This window comes from Paraburkholderia unamae (genome assembly GCF_003096875.1).
Lineage (GTDB): Bacteria > Pseudomonadota > Gammaproteobacteria > Burkholderiales > Burkholderiaceae > Paraburkholderia > Paraburkholderia unamae.
Map to the genome: position 1 here is coordinate 1 of NZ_QEOB01000073.1, position 1,205 is coordinate 1,205.

1 protein-coding gene is annotated in these 1,205 nt (G+C 56.3%); it reads right to left on the reverse strand.

What is annotated here, in order from left to right; translation table 11 throughout:
- On the reverse strand, positions 1-1,205 hold a 1,205-nt coding region (locus tag C7402_RS47325), incomplete at both ends, for a hypothetical protein (RefSeq protein ID WP_208949112.1).

Sequence of the window (1,205 nt, forward strand, 5' to 3'; positions counted from 1 at the left end):
CCAGTGGTCCGGTTGGCTGTACTCCGGTGCGCCTCACCTGTAGTTCGATCAGTACTGTCGAGCCCAACCGGTTCAGGATGTTGACGTTCGTGATGCCAATATTGGCGTCCTTTGTTGCGCTGCAATCAGCACCGTATGGGGCGAGTACCGGACATTCCGTGCCCGCTAGAACAATGTTCGTCGCATGCCGGTCCCCGAAGCCGAGCGTATCCACGACCATCCTCGGGAAAAGCGTCATGTTCCCCGATGGAATTTGAAGAACAAAGAAAAGCAGGAAGAACGCCGCTACACCGAGCCCCGCACGTTGCTTCCAGCCGGTGACAACGAAAGCTGCCAGATTCAGCAGGATCAGGTAACCGCCACCCGTCAACGCGGTTGTTGCCTGCATGCGCAGAGGACTGGCGCTTGCCAATGCATCGAGAAACGGGAAAATAACGAGTGAGCAGAAACCGAACACTACGGTGGCGCAGGCCTTTGCCGCCAGCAGTTTTCTGTCGGGGTTTTTGAAAAACGGCGGAGGCGTTCGACCTGAGCGGTTCGCCTCGCGATGGCCGCGAGTAACCCGTATCAGACCTACCGTCACAATCGAAAAAGCAAGGGAAACCGCCGCCGCTGTAGCAATGAGTTGGTTACGCAAGAGCCGTGCGCGTGTGTTGGATAACCAGTATCCCACTGCTGCTGGTGAAAAGTATGCGGCCGTTTGCGGCGTCGGCCTAACATGCGGCTCAGTTACGTAACCCATCGCGCTTGCATAGCCTAATACGGCAAGAAAGGCTACAGAACCCGCAAGGACCGCGAATAGTACGTATTTGAATGAGCGCCGTCTCTTTCGCCAGTCAAGCAAGAGCAGTAGGACATTTGAGCACAGCGCGAGCCAGTAGGTGCCCTGAGCAACTCCCGCAACATGGGGGGGCAACCAAGCATCGAAGGGCTTCGTTGCAAGGCCGAAGAACGCCGATAGCCAGAATGCAATTACACCGGTTATGAAGTTGCCGCGAATGAGGTAGCCGTGGTTATCTGGCGCGGCTGCGGGTTGACGCTCGGGATAGAAACACGTCACAGTCTTTCTCGTCGCCAGTCCGGCGAACAACAGATAACCGACCATGACCGCCGCAATCATGATTGCCGTCAGAAAGGACACGATGAGTGCGCCGGTCAGATCCCCTAACGAAAAGTCCGGCATTTCGCCAAGACTCATTGCATAT